Source organism: Comamonas sp. MYb21 (assembly GCF_037479395.1).
Taxonomy (GTDB): Bacteria; Pseudomonadota; Gammaproteobacteria; order Burkholderiales; family Burkholderiaceae_C; genus Comamonas.
This window is the reverse complement of sequence record NZ_JBBGZC010000014.1, coordinates 51,628-67,159: the sequence shown is the minus strand read 5'-3', so window position 1 is coordinate 67,159 and position 15,532 is coordinate 51,628. Positions and strand designations below refer to the sequence as shown.

Annotated in this window: 10 protein-coding genes; 8 read left to right on the top strand and 2 right to left on the bottom strand. The window is 65.7% G+C overall.

Annotated elements, in window-relative coordinates; translation table 11 throughout:
* Positions 1-70: 70 nt before the first annotated feature.
* The 4 genes from WH367_RS20115 (at position 71) to WH367_RS20100 (ending at position 7,106) form a co-directional block, all read left to right on the top strand.
* Positions 71-2,641 carry a TonB-dependent siderophore receptor gene (locus tag WH367_RS20115; RefSeq protein ID WP_339537435.1) on the top strand — a complete coding sequence of 857 codons (2,571 nt, stop codon included), beginning with the start codon at positions 71-73 and terminating at the stop codon, positions 2,639-2,641.
* A gap of 173 nt (positions 2,642-2,814) precedes the next feature.
* Positions 2,815-3,330, top strand: a complete 516-nt coding sequence (locus WH367_RS20110) for a sigma-70 family RNA polymerase sigma factor (protein ID WP_339537481.1) — start codon at positions 2,815-2,817, stop codon at positions 3,328-3,330.
* Complete coding sequence (locus WH367_RS20105) at positions 3,327-4,349, top strand: FecR family protein (protein ID WP_339537434.1); 1,023 nt, start codon at positions 3,327-3,329, stop codon at positions 4,347-4,349. Before WH367_RS20110 ends, WH367_RS20105 begins: the two co-directional genes overlap by 4 nt.
* Before the next feature lie 168 nt (positions 4,350-4,517).
* A complete protein-coding gene (locus WH367_RS20100; protein WP_339537433.1) occupies positions 4,518-7,106 on the top strand; it encodes a TonB-dependent siderophore receptor in 2,589 nt (862 codons plus the stop codon).
* A 42-nt stretch (positions 7,107-7,148) separates the two neighbouring features.
* On the opposite strand, the gene WH367_RS20095 is transcribed toward WH367_RS20100, so the two are convergent.
* Positions 7,149-8,270, bottom strand: a complete 1,122-nt coding sequence (locus WH367_RS20095) for an NADH:flavin oxidoreductase/NADH oxidase (RefSeq protein ID WP_339537432.1) — start codon at positions 8,268-8,270, stop codon at positions 7,149-7,151.
* 316 nt (positions 8,271-8,586) lie between these two features.
* Between WH367_RS20095 and WH367_RS20090 the strand changes: the two genes are divergently transcribed.
* Positions 8,587-10,239 carry a ParB/Srx family N-terminal domain-containing protein gene (locus WH367_RS20090; RefSeq protein WP_339537431.1) on the top strand — a complete coding sequence of 551 codons (1,653 nt, stop codon included), beginning with the start codon at positions 8,587-8,589 and terminating at the stop codon, positions 10,237-10,239.
* A gap of 90 nt (positions 10,240-10,329) precedes the next feature.
* Here WH367_RS20090 and WH367_RS20085 read toward each other — a convergent pair whose 3' ends face one another.
* Complete coding sequence (locus WH367_RS20085; RefSeq protein WP_339537430.1) at positions 10,330-11,226, bottom strand: LysR family transcriptional regulator; 897 nt, start codon at positions 11,224-11,226, stop codon at positions 10,330-10,332.
* 205 nt (positions 11,227-11,431) lie between these two features.
* On the opposite strand from WH367_RS20085, the gene WH367_RS20080 reads away from it, so the two are divergent.
* From WH367_RS20080 to WH367_RS20070, 3 genes are all read left to right on the top strand, one after another.
* Positions 11,432-11,941, top strand: coding sequence for a sigma-70 family RNA polymerase sigma factor (locus WH367_RS20080; RefSeq protein ID WP_339537429.1), 510 nt, complete (start codon positions 11,432-11,434; stop codon positions 11,939-11,941).
* The gene (locus WH367_RS20075; protein ID WP_339537428.1) at positions 11,938-12,945 is read left to right on the top strand and encodes a FecR domain-containing protein; all 1,008 of its coding nucleotides are present in this window, start codon (positions 11,938-11,940) and stop codon (positions 12,943-12,945) included. Before WH367_RS20080 ends, WH367_RS20075 begins: the two co-directional genes overlap by 4 nt.
* 149 nt (positions 12,946-13,094) lie before the next feature.
* Positions 13,095-15,518, top strand: coding sequence for a TonB-dependent siderophore receptor (locus tag WH367_RS20070; protein ID WP_339537427.1), 2,424 nt, complete (start codon positions 13,095-13,097; stop codon positions 15,516-15,518).
* The last annotated feature ends 14 nt before the right edge of the window (positions 15,519-15,532 follow it).

Here is a 15,532-nt window from a genome sequence, read left to right as displayed (position 1 = left end):
TGTCCCTTTTCCGGATTTGGCGTGTGAAGCCTTGAGAGACCTTCATTGACACTATCCGGAGTACGCCGACATGGGTTCCGCTTTCACCTGTTTCAACCAATCCGCCACGCCCGCCTTGCTGCGCCGGCCCCTCAGTGCAGCCGTGCGCAGCGCGCTGCTGGCCATGGCCTGCAGCGCCAGCCTGGGCCATGCCCAGCAGTCGCCATCTACCCCCGCCAGCCCCACCAGCGCAGCCAGCAGCCAGGCCGCTGATCTGCGCAGCTACCAGATTGCGGCGGGGCCGCTGGACGAAGCGCTGTCGCGCTTTGCCGAGCAAGCCGGTATCAGCATCAGCATGCCGCCGCAGCTGCTGGCGGGCAAGCAGTCGCCCGGCCTGCAAGGGCGCCATGCGGTGAATGCAGGCCTGGCCCGGCTCTTGGCCGGTACGGGCCTGGAGCCGGTAGCGGCGCGCGCTGCCGGTGTCTATACCTTGCGTGTTGCACCGGCGCCCGCCGCAGCTACGGCCCGACCCGCCGATGGCACGGACAGAGCGCTGACCCTGCCCGAAGTCAAGGTCAGCGCGCCGCTCGACCGCAGTGGCGCCACCGAAGGCACGGGCAGCTACACCACGCAGCAGATGCGCACAGCCACGCCGCTGGCCCTGTCGCCGCGCGAGACACCACAGTCCGTGTCCGTCATCACCAGCCAGCAGATCGAGGACCGGGGCCTGGTATCGCTGGCCGACATTGCACAGGCGGCGCCGGGTCTGTCGGTGGTCAAGTGGGGCGGCGAGCGCTACCGCTTCTCGTCGCGCGGCTTTGAGATCAACAACCTGCTGGTCGATGGCCTGCCGATCGAGTACGAGGAGGCGGCGCTGTCCACCGGCGCACTGTCCATGTACGACCGGGCCGAGATCATGCGCGGCGCCGCCGGTTTGACCGAGGGCGCGGGCACACCGGGCGGCTCGATCAACCTGGTGCGCAAGCGCCCGGGCCGCAGTTTTGAGGGCAATGTCACCGCCAGCGCCGGCAGCTGGAACAACTACACGGCCTCGCTCGACGTGGGCGGCCCCTTGAACGAGGCAGGCACCTTGCGCGGCCGCACCGTGGTCAGCCGCCAGGACAAGGGCTCCTTCATCGACGACACCAAGAACAAACGCAGCCTAGTCTACGGCATTGTCGAAGCCGACCTGACGGCCTCCACCACCTTGACCGTGGGCGGCTCCTTCAGCGACGAAGACAACCCCGGCGTGGACTGGAATGGCCTGGGCACCAACCCCGACGGCAGCTTTTTGCCGCTGTCGCGCTCGACCCGCATGAGCCCCAGCTGGTCCTTCTGGGACAAGCGCAGCAAGACGGTCTTTGCCGATCTGGAGCACCGCCTGGACAATGGCTGGAAGGCGCGCCTGGCTGCGTCGGCCATCAACAGCGAGATGCACATGCTGGGCACCTACCTGCGCACGCCGGTACTGGACAGCAATGGCCAGACCCAGTTCGGTCTGGGTGGTGGTGGCTATGACTACGACCGTACCCAGCGCAGCATCGATGCCCAGCTCTCGGGCCAGTTCAATGCCTGGGGCCGCGCGCATGACCTGGTCCTGGGCGCCAGCCACCGCCGCAGCCGCTGGAACGATGTGGGCGGCGGCGCCACGATCCATGGCAACTTCACGCTGGGCACGTTCAACCCGCTCAGCTGGGACCCGGGCAGCATTCCCAAGCCGACGATTGGCGAGTTTGGCCTGTGGGCGCGCAAAGCCGAGATGGACCAGACCAGCCTCTACGGCATGAACCGCCTGGCGCTGGGCGATGCCACCAAGCTGATTCTGGGTGCACGTCTGGACTGGTTCGAGCGCGACCAGGCACAGTACGACGGCGATACGCCCTATGGCGTCACGCACGACAAGGCAACGCGCAAGTTCACGCCCTATGCAGGCCTGGTCTACACGCTCAATGACCAGTACTCGGTCTACGCCAGTGGCACACGCATCTTCAACCCGCAAAGCTACGAAAGCGCCGATGGCCGCAGCCTGCCGCCGCAGACCGGCACCAACTTCGAGCTGGGCATCAAGGGCGAATACCTGGACGGCAAGCTCAATGCCAGCGCTGCGATCTTCCAGATCGATCTGGACAACCTGCCCGATGCCTTGCCCGCATCAGCCTGTGGTGGCCGCGCCACCAGCTGTTACCAATCGGCAGGCAAAGTGCGCAGCCGTGGTGTGGAGCTGGAGCTGAGCGGCGAGCTGCAGCCCGGCTGGCAGCTGGCCGCCAGCTACACCTATGCCTCGGCCAAGCGGCGCAGCCCGGCATCGGCCTATGACCCTGCTGGCACTTACACCATGGGCGAGCGCTATGCCTCCAATATTCCGCGAACCCTCGTCAAGCTGGCCACCAACTACCGCCTGCCAGGCGACTGGCAGCGCTGGAGCGTGGGCGGATCGCTGGAGGTGCAAAGCAAGACCGACAGCCCCTGGGGCGTGCACCAGGGCGGCTTTGCCATCGCCGGCCTGCGCCTGGGCTACACCGTCAACCGCCAGCTGGATCTGAACCTGAACATCAACAACCTGTTCGACCGCTACTACTACAGTTCCATCGGCGCAGACAACGGCCCCAACTTCTTTGGTGATCCGCGCAATGTGATGCTGACGGCGCGGTACCGGTTTTAAAAAGGTGGTGTCAACAGCGGGGCAAAGTGCAACAGCACGATTCGCGGGACCGACTGCGCGCCAGCTATTGACGCAGGCGTCCGCACGGCTTTGGGATCTGGGTACAATTTAATAAGAATGATTCTTGTTTGAGGTGAAGCCCGGCTTCACCTTTGTCCCTTTCGTCCCTGTCCATGCCGCCCCCAGCCTCTTGCCAGCACCCCGAAGTTGCCATGCTCTATGCCGACCACCATGGCTGGCTGCGGGCTTGGCTGCGGCGCCGTCTGGGCGATACGCACCAGGCCAGCGATCTGGCGCATGACACCTTTGTGCGCCTGATGCTGGGCGGCCAGGCCGCCGCGCTGCGGGAGCCGCGTGCCTACCTCACCACCTTGGCGCAGCGCGTGCTATATGAGTTCTGGCGCCGGCGTGAGCTGGAGCAGGCCTGGCTGGACGCGCTGGCCGCCCAGCCGCAGACGCTGGCCTTGTCGGCAGAGGACTATGCCCTGGTGCGTGAGGCGGTGGAGACCCTGGACCGCGCGCTGCAGGGCCTGCCGGCCAAGGCGCGGCAGGCCTTTTTGCTGCGCCAGCTCGATGGCCTCAAGCACAGCGAGATCGCCCAGACCATGGGTGTCTCCGTGGCATCGGTGGAGCGCTACGTGAAGCAGGCCTTTGTGCATCTCTACACGCTGGACGAGCCCGGCATATGAAAACGCGCAGCATCGACAGCGCCACCGACCAGGCGATTGACTGGCTGGTCAAGCTCGGCTCCGGCCAGACCAGTGCCAGCGACCACGAGGCCTTTGAGGCCTGGCTGCAGGCCGATGCCGCGCACCCGCCGGCCTGGGATGCCTTGCAATCCCGCCTCGGTGCGGGGGCAGGTGGCGCAGGCAGCATAGGCGGTGTAGCGGGCGCGCTGGCGCAGATGCGGGATGCTGGGCCGGCCGCACAGCTGGGGCGCCAGGCCTTGCTGGCACCCGTGCCCGGCGCCTCGCGCCGGCGCATGCTGCGTGGCAGCCTGGCCCTAGTGTTGGGCAGTGCCACCGCTGCTGTGCTGGCCTACCGGCAAAGCCCCTGGCAGGCGCTGGTGGCCGATGTCAGCACCAGCACTGCGGAGCGTATGGCGCAGCGCCTGCCCGATGGCAGCGCGCTGCTGCTCGATGCGCGCTCGGCACTGGACATCCGCTACAGCGCCAACCTGCGCTTGCTACATTTGCGCGCGGGCGCAGTGCTTGCCACGGTGGCGCCCTTGGGCACCGACCGGCCCTTTGTAGTGCAAAGCGCGCAGGGCAGGGTGCAGGCCTTGGGCACCCGCTTTATGGTGCGGCAGTTCGATGGGCTGGACCAGACTCTGGTGCAGGTGCTGGAGCACAGTGTGCGCATCACCACGCGCAGTGGGCGCGAGCTGGTGCTGCAAGCTGGCCAGAGCGCTCGCTTTGGTGATGACCGCATTGTGCTGGAGGCGCCAGGCCTGGCCGCCGATGCCTGGGCGCAGGGCGTGATCGATGTGCGCAACCAGCCTTTGGCGCTGGTGGTCGATGCGCTGCGCCCCTATATGCCGGGTGTGCTGCGCATCAGCCCCGAGGCGGCGCAACTGCCGATCTTTGGCGTGTTCTCGCTCGATGACCCGCAGCGGGTATTGCAGGACCTGGTCGATACCCAACCGGTCACCGTGCGGCACTGGGGCAGCTGGCTCACCCTGATCGGCTTGCGCCACAACGCGGATTGAGCGGCAGGCACTCTTCGCAGAAATTAATTTTGCACAAGCTGAGGGATTTTGCGGGCCTGGTTGCACAAGAGGGATGAAGACCTGTTTATCCCTTATCGACCGCTATCCATGACACCCTCGCCTTTCTCTTCTTGCCGTACCCTGGTTCACTCCCTCAGCCGGCCCCGTTTGCCGCTGCATCCGCTGGCCGCCACCTTGGGCGCACTGCTGCTGGGCGGCAGCCTGCTGCCCTCCGCCAGCTGGGCGCAGCCCGCCAACGCGGCTGTTGCAGCGCCTGGCGCTGCCCAGCCTTCTGCGGCGGCCAGGGCCTGGTCGCTGCCGGCTGCGCCGCTCGCCGATACCTTGGCCCGCATTGCGCGCGAAGGCGGCCGCTCGATCAGTGCCGACCCGCGCCTGCTGACCGGCCGCCAGGCACCCGCCATCCATGCCCAGCTGACGGTGGAAGACGCTGCCCAGCGCGCGCTACAGGGCAGCGGCCTGCGCCTGGCGGGAACGCCCAGCGGCACGCTGACGGTATTGGCCGAATCCAAAGCCGAGGCTGACAGCGGTGCCGATACGACAGAGGCAGCGCCTGCCGCTTCGCCTGGCGACTACACCTTGCGTGAAGTGCGGGTGCAGGCCAGGCGGCTGGGCGAGACCGAGAGCACGGGTTCCTACACCAGCGATGCCATCACCATCGGCAAGACAGCGCAGGCCATGCGGGAGATGCCGCAGTCGGTCACGGTGCTGACCAAGCAGCGGCTGGAGGACCAGAACCTGGTGGACCTGGGCGCCGCTGCGGCGCAGGTGGTGGGCATCACGGTGCAGGACCAGAACACCCGCCTGCCCGATATGTATGCGCGGGGCTTCAAGATCGAGAGCATCCAGCTCGATGGTGGTGCACCGATGTTCACTGGCCACTACGCCAATGTGGCTTATGACATGGCCGAGTACGACCGCATCGAAGTGCTGCGCGGGGCCGCAGGCCTGCTCAACGGCACCGGCAACCCCGGTGGCGCCGTCAACCTGGTGCGCAAGATGCCGACCGCCACGCCGCAGTACAGCATCAGCGCATCGGCCGGGCGTTGGAACAACTACCGCACCGAACTGGATGCCTCGGGCCCACTGGCCTTTGATGGCAAGCTGCGCGGCCGCGCCGTCATCGCCTACGAGAACCGCGATTACTTTGTCGATCGCCGGTCGCTGGAGCGGCCTTTCCTCTACGGCGTGCTGGAAGCCGACCTGGGACCGGCTGCCACCTTGGCGCTTGGCACACGCGACCAGCACATCCATGAAAAAGGCACCACCTCCTGGCTGCCCCGTTACAGCAATGGCGCCGATCTGCACTTGCCGCGCAATACCGGGTTCACCACCGACTGGTCGTATTTGAATGGCACCTCCAAGGAGCTGTTCGCCAAGCTCACCTGGCGGCTGGCTGACCGCTGGACCTTGCGCGCCAATGCCACTCAGGCCCGCCAGCAAGGCAGTGCATTCGGAGCCTTCGGCTTTGGCGCGGTCGATCCGCTGACGGGTTTGGGGCACTACTGGGGTGGCACGCCGCAGTGGTACCAGAACGAGCAGAACCTGGTCGATGTGAACCTGAGCGGTGCTTTCGATCTGCTGGGCCGCACCCATGAGGTGCTGCTGGGCGTGGATGCGCAGGACATCACCAGCCGCTGGAAAGGCAGCACCTATGCGACCAATGTGGTGGGCCAGCCCATTGATGTGTTCAACCTCGACACCAGCCTGTGGCAGGAGCCCACTGCCAATGGATGGACACGTGATTACAACCCCAACAAGCAGCGCCAGATCGGTGCCTATGGCACTTTGCGGCTGGAGATTGCCGACCGGACCAAGCTGGTGGTGGGTGCCCGTGTCAACCGCTTCAAATATGACCAGCAGTACTGGAACCGGGTCAACAGCAGCGGCGCGCTCGACCCCACAGCGCCCTGGACCCTGGCCGCCGCTACGCGCTATGACGAGCCCACCAAGGTTACGCCGTTTGCGGGTCTGGTCTATGACCTGAACCCCTCGTGGACAGCCTATGCCAGCTATGCGGAAATCTACCGGCCCCAGGCCAACCTGAAGGCTGGGCCGGCACCGGGCACGGGGCTGGCACCGGTGCGCGGCTCCAATATGGAGTTGGGGGTCAAAGGGGAGATATTGGACGGCAAGCTGAACACGTCCTTTGCGCTGTACCGCATCCAGCAAGAGGGCGGTGGCATTGCCGATCCCAACTACCCGGCCGAGTCGATTCTCTACGCCGGCAGCTGCTGCTACCTGGCAACGGGCAAGGTGATCAGCCAGGGCTTTGACGCTGAGATCAATGGCCAGGTGGCGCCCGGTGTGAATCTCTATGCCGGCTACACCTACAACCACAACCGCGACAAAACCACCAATGCCGCCTTGAGCTCGATCACGCCCAAGCACACTCTGAAGCTTTGGGGAACCTGGCAATTGCCGGGTGATGCCAGCGCTTGGCGCTTGGGGGCCGGCACCACCGTGCAAAGCGCCCAGTATGTATCGGGCACGGTCAGCAGCTACAACCCTTCCACCGGCCAGTACAACGGGGCCTCGGTACCTTTCCGCTATACGCAGGGTGGTTATGCGGTCTGGAATGCCTCGGTGGCCTACAGCTTTGATCCGCGCTGGTCGCTGACGCTCAACGTCAACAACCTGCTGGACAAGTGGTACTACCGCACAGTGGGCAGTGCGGCTTCGGGCAACTACTACGGCGAGCCGCGCAACTGGATGCTGACCCTGCGCGGCAAGTTCTAAGCCGCAGAAAGATCTGCGCGCTCACCCGCGCAGATTTCCTATTTAGGCCACCGCCGCCTGCTTGCCCGCACCACGGTAGCGCTCCAGCCAGTGCGCGTAGGGGGCGGGCAGCACCCAGTCCGGCCGGGCTGCCTTGAGCTGCTGGGCGAGGGTGTAGGGGTAGTGCGGGTTGGCCAGCATCGAGCGGCCCATCATCACCAGCGCCATCTGGCCCTCGGCTACGACGCGCTCGGCCAGCTCGGGGTCGTCAATGCCCCAGCTCGATGCGACGGGCAGGCCCGCTTCGCGGCTGACGCGCTGGGCAATCGGGGCCAGGAAGGCGGGCTCGCCCCAGGGGATCTGCACGCCGGGGATGACAAAGTTCACGCTGACGTTGAGCAGGTCGAGGCCCCCTTCGCGCATGCGGCGCACCAGCTCGATGGATTCGGCCAGGGTTTCCTCATCGCGACCATCGTATTCAATGACGCCAAAGCGGGCGGTCAGCGGCAGGTTCTCGGGCCAGACTTCGCGCACGGCGGCCAGGGTTTCCAGCGCAAAGCGGGCGCGGTTGTCAAAGCTGCCGCCATAGGCGTCCTGGCGCTGGTTGGAGTGGGCCGAGAAAAAGCTTTGGGCCAGGTAGCCATGGGCAAAGTGCAGCTCCAGCCACTTGAAGCCGGCGGCCAGCGCGCGGCGGGCGGCGGCGACAAAGTCGGCTTTGACGCGTTCGATATCGGCCAGGGTCATCTCACGGGGCACGCGGCCCAGGTCGCCACCAAAGGCGATGGCCGAAGGGGCAATGGTTTGCCAGGCGCGCGGGTCGCTCTCGGGGATATGGTCGTCGCCTTCCCAAGGGCTGTTGGCGCTGGCCTTGCGGCCGGCGTGCGCGATCTGGATGCCGGGCACAGCGCCTGCGGCCTCGATGCCGGCGGCAATGCGCGCCAGGCCGGGCACATGGGCGTCATCCCAGAGGCCCAGGCAGGCAGGGCTGATTCGGCCGTCTGCCGACACGCCGGTGGCTTCAACAATCACCAGGCCCGCGCCGCCCCGGGCGATCGAGGGGTAGTGCACCTGGTGCCATTCGTTGGTAAAGCCATCAGTGGCGCTGTACTGGCACATCGGGGGCACGGCAATGCGGTTGCGCAGGGTGACGTCTTTGAGGGTAAAGGGGGTAAACAGGGCTGACATGGCAATGCGTGGGCTGAGGAAAAAAGAAGGGATGGAGCGGCCGCTGGACCTGCAGCCCGCAGATCGCTTTCACATCTGCAAGGCGGGAGGTCGCCAGCCCAAACAGGGGCTGCTCCGGCTGTCCATCGCCTGCAATTGAGGTGCCACAGCCATAAATCAAATGCTGGTTTTTTATGGCGGCCATATGCCTGGCTGATATCAGGCCTGCCCCTGGCATGCATCGCAAAACAGATGGCTATGGCCGGTCTTGTCACGATGCTGTCAAATAAACGTCTTAGGGTGGCGGCCTAGCATTTTGTTACCAGTCCCTCTGTTTATGCACCGTCTACTCTTGCCGACTGCCACGCTGGCGCTTGTCGCAGCCACCGCTTCTCCCGTCTATGCCCAATCAACAACCGCCTCGCTGGTCGTGGAGTTTGTGGCCATCCTGGCCCCAGGCGCTGCTGCGGCCGTGCCCGTGCCACTGGGCCCGCTGGCCGTGTTGTTGAGCGTGCTGGCCATTGGCTTGGTGCTGCTGCTGGGCAAGCGCAAAGGCGCAGGCCATTGGTTGAGCCTGCCCGTGCTGGCGATGCTTGCCGTGGTGGGCTTCAGCCAGGCAGACAGCACGCAGGCCGAAGCAGTTCAGCGCACGCTGGACTTGCAAACCAGCCCGGCCAAAATCAGTTTGGACCGGGACTTCAGCGAGCGGGTATTGGTGCGCAACACCACCCAGCAGCCAGTGCGCCTGCAGGGTTTGAGCATCCAAAACGGCAACGCCAGCACGCGTCTGTTTTCCTCCAGCGATGACAGCCAGGTGCCCGCCTGCCGCAACGACCTGACCTTGGCGGCAGGCCAGCCTTGTGCGATTGACGTGGTGGTGTCCGACAACTTTACCCGCCAAACGGGTGAGGTGATGGCCGTCCAACTGCGGGACCTGCATCCCACCCAGCCATCGGTGGGCTATGACCAGATTTACTACCATCTGGCGCGCAAGCAACCAAATCTGGCACGCTTTGCGGCTGGCTCCACCAACTTCAAAGACCAAACGGAAGCCACCGAGCTCAAGCGCGCCAAAGACTACTGCGAAGACACGGGCCGGGGCAGCGCCAGCGACTACGTGGTGGGCCAGGTCTCCCTGATCAAGGGCACAGGTTTCAAATGCACGGTAGCCGATAGCGATGTCAGCCCCGATGGCCTCAAAACCGTGGTGGTGGGCCCCAATGGCCAGCTGTACCTGACCGATGGCCACCACACCTTCACGACCCTGTGGGAACTGGCCGATGGCGGCCCAGACCTGACGGTGTATGTACGCGTCGCAGGCAATTTCAGCGATACGCCAGACCTCACGAGCTTCTGGCAAAAAATGCAGGCCAACAAGTTCGTCTGGCTGTTCGATAAGGCCGGCAAGGCCATCACGCCAGAACAATTGCCCAGCACCTTGGGCCTGAGCGCACTGGCGGACGACCCTTATCGCTCCTTGGTCTACCTCACCCGCGATATGGGCTACAGCAATGCCCAGGTGCAGGAGTTTGCCGAGTTCTACTGGGGCCTGTGGCTGCGCGAAGCAGCGTCTGGCCAAGCTGCGATCGACCTGAGCAAGTACAACCTGAAGGACCTCAACGCTGCCGAAGTCAATGTCCAAAACGGCGTTGAAACAGCGGGCGCAGGCAGCACCGTCAGCTATGTCGCCGCTGTACGCGATGCGGCCTTCAAAATGCGCAGCGCCACGCCTGGCATTGAAATTTTCCCTGGCGTGACCAACACCGCCATGGGCCAGCTCACACCCAGCACAAGCCCCTTGAAGACAAAGGATTGGAACGACACGCTGGAAAAGGAAGTTTGGCGCAGTGACGCCAAAAAATCCGGCGACTACCGCAACGGCGGCAAGGCCTGGTATGCCGTAGGCTGGCGCAGCTGCCAAGGCGCTCCAGCGCAGCAGCCTGCATGCTGGGACCACTACATCCAGTCGCCACCCTGGGTAGCGCAATAAGCGTGGCCAGCACCTAAGCCCTTGGAGCGCCGCAACCTTGGGGTAGGGCGCTCAAGTGGCAATTCTGATGGGCCCTTACGGGGCCCTTTCCTATGCCTGGGTCGCAGAAAACAGCAGCTCGCGCAGCCAGCGCTGCGCCGGGTTGTGGTGGCTGCGCTCATGCCAGACGGCCAGCTTGCTAAAACCTGGCACCTCCACGGGCGGCTTGCAGACCGACAAGCCCTCCATGCCAGCCACCAGGCGGCTGGGCAACACGGCGACCAGGTCGCTGGAGCGCAGGATGTCGGGCAGCACCACAAAGCATTTGAGCGACAAGGTGACCTCGCGGCGCTGGCCCAGCTTCTCCAGCGCCTCGTCCACCACGCCGTGGAAACCGCCACCCTCGTACGACACCAGCGCATGGTCCAGCGCGCAGAACTGCTTGACGCTGAGCTTGCGGCCCGCAGCGGGGTGGCCTGCGCGCATCACGCAGACATAGTGCTCCTGGAACAGCTCGCGCGCATGCATGTCCTGGGGGGTGTTCTCGCCGGTCAAAAACGCCAGGTCGATATCGCCGCGCTCGAGCTGGCCCTGCACCAGGCGCGGCTCCAGCGGGATCAGCGATACGCGGATGCTGGGCGCCTGGCGCTTCAAGGCCGCCAGAAAGGGCACGGCAATGGCGCGCAGCGCATAGTCGGTGGCGGCAATGCGGAAGGTGAGCCGAGCGGTGCTGGGGTCAAATATTGGCGGCTGCAGCAGCGCATCGATCTCGCAGAGCATCTGCTTGACCGGCAGGGCCAGATCCAGCGCGCGCTGCGTGGGCACCATACCGCGCTGGACACGCGCAAACAAGGGGTCGGCAAAGCTCTCGCGCAGGCGCTGCAGCATGCCGCTCATCGCCGGCTGGGTCAGCCCCAGCCTGCCGGCCGCGCGCGTCACACTGCGCTCATCGAGCAGTGCGTCCAGCGCCTTGAGCAGGTTGAGGTCCATCTTCTTGATATCTCGCATGCTTATCGAAGTTTACATATAGCTAAATTTGGCTGATATTGTCGTGGCCCTCGCTTTCCGGCGTGGCCATGCGGGTTTGGGCAATGGCCGCAGGGGGAAGAGGGCGGCCGTGGTTCGGAGGCCAAAGGGGTCAAATACCGCTGGTTACAATGCGATTAATTCCTATTTGCATTGTCTATGGGCATGCCTGCATGCCCCCAGCCCTATGACCAGCGCCGAACCCCCTGTGCATTCAGAAGTTGCCACGCTCTATGCCGACCACCATGGCTGGCTGCAGGGCTGGTTGCGCCGCAAGCTGGGCGATGTGCACCAGGCGGCCGATCTGGCGCAGGACACCTTCATGCGCTTGCTCACGCGCGAGGAGCCGGTGCAGGCGCGCGAGCCCCGGGCGTTCTTGACAACGGTGGCCCAGCGCGTGCTGGCCAACCACTACCGCCGCCAGCAGCTCGAACGCGCCTACCTGGAGGCGCTGGCCCAGGTGCCGCAGGCCACGGCCATCTCGCCCGAAGAGCGGGCGCTGCTCTTGGAGGCGCTCGACGAGATCGACCGCCGGCTCGATGGCCTGCCGGTCCCCGTGCGCCGGGCGTTCTTGATGGCCCAGCTCGATGGCATGAAGCAGGCCGAGATTGCGCAGGCGCTCGGCCTGTCGCTCACCACCGTCAAGCGCTACCTGCTGCAGGCGGGCATGCGCTGCTTTTTTGCGGTGGCGCCATGACGGCCCCCGGTGCCTTGGCCGTACCGCCCGAGGTAGCGCGCAGCGCGGTGGAGTGGTGGCTGCAGCAGCAAGAGGGCGCGCTGACGGAAGGCCAGCACCAGGCCTGGATGGCCTGGCGGGGAGCGGACCCCTTGCATGAAACGGCCTGGCAGCACCTGGCCCGGGTCAACGACAAACTCAGCGCGCTGGCGGCGCCCGGCAGCAGCGGCGCGGCCGAGGTGGCGCGGGCGGCGCTGGCGCCCCGGGGATCGGCGCGGCGCCGCCAGGTGGTGCAGACCTTGGCGCTGCTGGTGTTTGGCGCGGGCATCGTCTGGCAGGCCGAGCAGCAGCTGCCTTGGCGGCGCTGGAGTGCCGATGTGCGCACGGCCCGTGCCGAGCGCAAGCGCATGCGCCTGGAAGACGGCACCCAGCTTGTGCTGAACGGCGCAACGGCCTTGAACATCGACTACAGCGCAGGCCTGCGCCGCCTGCAGCTGGTGGAGGGCGAGGTGCTGATCACCACGGCAGCCGATCACCAACAGCCTGCGCGCGACTTTGTCGTGCAGACACGCGAAGGCCTGGCGCAGGCCTTGGGCACCCGTTTTTCGCTGCGCAGCCTGGCCGGCGGCGGCAGCCTGGTCAGCGTGTTTGAGGGCGCAGTGCGCTTGAGCCCTGCGCAAGCAGGTGCCGCCGGCCAGGTGCTGCAGGCGGGTTTTAGCGCCACGCTGCAAGCCGCGTCGGTCTCTACGCCGCAAGCGGTGGTCGAAGACAGCCTGGCCTGGACCGACGGCATGCTGGTGGCGCGCGGCATGCCGCTGGCCGATATGCTGGCGGCGCTGCAGCCCTATAGCGTGGAGCGCCTGGTCTGCGACCCGGCGGTGGCGGCGCTGCGCATGTCGGGCACCTATCCGCTGGCCGATGTGGCGCGGGTGCTGGCCACGCTTGACGCCCTGCCGGGCCTGCGGGTGCGTAGCTTGGTGCGCTGGTGGGGCCAGCGCGAGGTGGTGGTGGAGAGGGCTGGCTGAGACAGATCGAAGGCAGGGCAAAAAATTTTGAAGAATTTTTTGACCACCCTGGTCTGTTTTAGGTTCTCGCGGGACATGTCAAAGGAAAGCGGCATGGCGCCGTCTTGCACGGCGCTCCTGCCACCCGTCCTCTTTTCTTTGTGATCACCATGGCCAAGTCTTCTGTCCACCCGCGCGCCGCTGCCGGGCTGCCGTTGTTTAGCGCTTCTTCCGCAACCCATGCCTGGGCCTGCCGCAGCCTGGTGCTGGCGCTGGCCTGTGCCGGCATGGCCAGCAGCCATGCCCAGCAACCAGCGGCATCGCAGGCCGTGGGAGCCAGCCGCAGCTACCAGATCCCGGCTGGCGCACTTGAAGATGCGCTCAACCGCTTTGGGCGCGAATCGGGCCTGCTGCTGTCCTTCACGCAAGACCAGGTCCAGGGCTTGCGCAGCGCGGGCCTGCAGGGCAGCTATGCGCCGGATGAAGCGCTGCAGCGCCTGCTGGCTGGCACCGGCCTGGCCCTGCAGCGCACGGCCGCTGGCGCCTATATCTTGCAAGCCGCGCCGCGCCCGGCCGTGGCACCGGGCCAGGCGGGCGACACCACCTTGCCGGCAGTCACGGTGACCTCGCAGCGCGGCCAGGCGCAGCAGGGCTATGCCAGCCCCGGCCCCGTGTCTGCCACCAAGCTGGGCACCAGCCTGATGGAGACGCCGCGCAGCATCTCGGTCGTGAGCCAGGCGCAGCTGCAGGCCCAGGCGCCCAAGAGCATTGAGCAGGCGCTGTCCTATACACCCGGCGTGGCCACCGAGGTGACGGGCGCCGATGTGCGCATGACGGGCGCCATCATCCGGGGCTTCAGCGATGGCAGCTCTTACTACAAGGATGGGCTGCGCCAGTTTGCCGCCGGCACCTATGGCTCCTGGAACGATGAGATCGACGAGATCGAGAGCCTGGAGGTCATCAAGGGCCCCGCATCCATGCTGTTTGGCCAGGGCCGGCCTGGCGGCGTCATCCATGTGCTGTCCAAGCGGCCCCAGGCGGACCATGTCAACAGCGTGGGCGCCTCGTACGGGCGCTACCACCGCGCCCAGCTCAGCGCCGACCTGGGCGGCGCGCTCGATACCGATGGCAAGCTGCTCTACCGCTTGAACCTCAAGGGCCGCGACAGCGATGGCCGCGCTATCGGATCGCGCGACGACCGCCTGGCCATTGCGCCATCGCTGCTGTGGAATATCTCCAGCCAGACCCAGCTGACGGTGTTGGCCAACTACTCGCGTGAGCGCAGCACGCCCAAGCCCTGGTGGCCCAGCCTGTTCACCTATCCGCAGATCAAGCAGCTGTCGCCCAAGCTGACAGCAGGCGACCCGGACTTTGACCGCTTTGACCGCGACACCCGCTCGCTGGGCTATGCGTTCTCGCACCAGACCGACAATGGCTGGACCTTCACGCAAAACCTGCGCTACTCCACGATCGACATCGACTACCGCCACATCTATGCGATGGATGTGCTGGCCGATGGCGACAGCATCACCCGCGCCAGCCTGGCCCAGCGCACCAAGGGCAAGACCCTGGCGATGGACACCCGGGCACAGAAGGACCTGCGCTGGGGCGATGTGGAGCACCGCATGGCCTGGGGCGTGGATGTCACCCAGTACAAGGAGCGCGGCGGTCTGGGCTTTGGCTGGGATGTGCCCAACCTCAGCCTGAGCGCGCCCATCTATGGCCAGTCGATTGCGGTGCCTGAGCTCGAAGACAGCAACAGCGACCTGCGCCAGACCGGGATCTACACGCTCAACCAGTTCAAGCGCGGGCCCTGGATTGCCAACCTCAGCCTGCGCCATGATGCGGCCCGCACCACGCAAAACAGCAGCACGCAGCCCCGCATGCGCGACAACGCCACCAGCGGCAGCGTTGGCCTGCTCTACCAGATGGCCCATGGTCTGGCGCCGTATGCCAGCTACGCCACCTCGTTCGACCCGACCACCGGCCTGGCCTTTGATGGCAGTGCCTTTGCGCCGCGCAAGGGCAAGCAGTACGAGGTCGGCATCAAGTACCAGCCGCCCGGCAGCAAGAGCGTGGTCACCGCCTCGGTGTTTGACCTGCGCCAGACCAATGTGACCACCCAGGACCCGGACCACCCGCGCTTTAGCGTGCAGACCGGCGAGGTGCGCTCGACCGGCTTTGAGCTGGAAGCGCAGATGGCCCTCACGCCTGAGGTGCAGGGCATGCTCGGCTACACCTACCTGGACCCGCGCACCACGCAGAGCAACCGCCCAGCTGAGATCGGCCGGCAAACGCTGCAGACCTCCCGCCACATGGCCAGCCTCTGGCTGGACTACCGCCCGCGCAGCCTGCCGGGCGTGATGGTGGGGGCTGGCCTGCGCTACAAGGGCCGCTCGCCCTATAACCTGGCCTCCAATGGCAGCCTGAACTACAACGATGCTGTGACCGTGGCCGATCTGGCGCTGGCCTATGAAACACCCCAGTACCGCGTGGCGCTCAACGTCAACAACCTCTTCAACAAGACCTACTACGCGGGTATCTTCCGCGGTGTGGACCGGGAGGCGACGCTGAGCTTCAAGTACTTCTTCTAAGTATGCAGAGGTAG